The sequence below is a fragment of the Streptomyces sp. NPDC005574 genome (assembly GCF_040605435.1).
Taxonomy (GTDB): domain Bacteria; phylum Actinomycetota; class Actinomycetes; order Streptomycetales; family Streptomycetaceae; genus Streptomyces.
Map to the genome: position 1 here is coordinate 1 of NZ_JBEXCW010000296.1, position 1767 is coordinate 1767.

The window sequence follows — 1767 nt, forward strand, 5'->3', positions numbered from 1 at the left end:
CACCACCTGCTGGCACCGCCTCGGCGCCCTACCCGCCCCCACCTGAACCGCCGCCAACACCCCGACGAGGACCAGGAAGGAAGACAACCACCCTCGGTGCCGTGGAACCCGAGCGCAGCCGCAGCGACACGCGACGGCCCCATCCCCAACCATCAGGGACAAAAGGGGCGAACCGACCAACCGGTCAGCAGCTCACAACCCCTGACGAATCGAGGCCAGCACCACCGACTTGTACAGACCCAGAGCCCATATCCGTCCCGGCACCTGAGGGGCCTCGCGCTTTCCGGACAGTGATCTGACCATGTATTTCACGCAGCCATTCGCAACTCCATGTATTCGGCGTGGATTTCTCGCGGAGGGCGGTAACCAACAGCCGAGTGGAGGCGTCGATGATTGTACCAGAGCTCAATGTAACGGGTGATGTCCCGGCGGGCAGCCTCTCGGGTCAGGTACGTCACGCGGGAAACCCGCTCATTCTTGAGGGCGCCGAAAAATGATTCAGCCATCGCGTTATCGAAACATATTCCTGTGCGCCCAGCGGATCTACGAAGCCCGAGCTGCTTCAGCGTGACTGAAAACTCGGCAGACAACTCGCGGCGGGGGTTCTACGTCACACAACCGCCACTGCGTATTGGGTGTTACCTATGGAACTTAGCAAGCTCGGCTGCGGCGCGTGCAGCCCGTTCAGCATATGCAGATATTAGTCTGAGAGATTCATTAATCGCCATGTCGCGCGCTGCGGGAGTTAGGCCAGTCTTGCCGTCAGGGAGCAGATACGTGTTCAAGAAATTTATTTCAGCTGTCATGCTGGCTGTTGCCCCGTCATATTCGTGCTTAGCTGCCACATAACCGCCGATGCGAGCGGCCGCCCCTTCGTTAGCGTTCACTATTTTCTGGACCACCTCCTGCGCGACAGCGGATCCTGCTTCTGCCTCTGCGGAGGTAACCTCGGCCTCTGGAAGGACTGCTTCGATTTCGTCGGCTACCTTTTGGCAGACGCCTGTTCCGCCGCAGGTTGCTCCTACTTCTCCAAGGACGACTATGGCGGGTCCGGTGGCTATCGCAGCGCCTACCATTACGCCCATCCCTAGGGCGGCGCCGGCGGATGCTGCGAGTGCCTTTGTCAGGCCGTCGGGGTCGTACTCTGGGTAGCCTGGTTGCAGGCAGGCGCCGCTCATAATGTCGGTTACGCAGGTGTCGTTGAAGGCGATTCGTTGGTCTGGGCCTCCTTCGGTGAGGTCTTTACCGGCTCCGGCGAGGTCACCGACGGTTCCGGTGTCGTCGGATCCGTTGGCGGTTTGGTTGTATTGGATTTGCCAGCTGAGGGGGTCGGCTGCGGGGTTGTGGTTGGCGTCGCTGCAGATTTGGCAGAGGCGGTAGGTGGCCATGGGGTCGCCGCTGCTGGCTGCGTTGCCGTAGTCGATGAAGTCGTTGAAGCCGTTGACGGTGTTTTGTTCTGCGGCGGTGCAGGCGTGTCCGCAGGTGACGTAGCCGCCGCCGACGCCGGCTGCGCCGCCGTCGCCGGCGCTGCCGCATCCGGCGTCGCCTTTGTGGACGCAGGTGGTGATGGTGCCGTCTGCGTTGATGGCGTAGCCGCTGGGGTCGGTGTAGTTGGTGGGGTTGTTGTCTACGTAGCTGTAGTGGTTCCAGTCTTGTCCGTTGGCGGGGTTGGTGATGAGGGGGTCGGGGGTGAGGAAGCGGTTTTCGGTGGGGTCGTAGAGGCGGCCGTTCATGTTGATGGTGCCGAGGTCGGTGTTCATTTCGTGG

Annotated in this window: 1 protein-coding gene and 1 pseudogene; both read right to left on the bottom strand. The window is 61.5% G+C overall.

Features of this window, described 5'->3' with window-relative positions; all coding sequences use genetic code 11:
- Positions 1–308: 308 nt before the first annotated feature.
- Positions 309–566: pseudogene (locus tag ABZT03_RS44260) on the bottom strand (integrase core domain-containing protein); the annotation flags it as partial.
- A gap of 72 nt (positions 567–638) precedes the next feature.
- Positions 639–1767: RHS repeat-associated core domain-containing protein (locus ABZT03_RS44265; protein ID WP_356049984.1), on the bottom strand; the 1129-nt coding region annotated here is incomplete at its 5' end.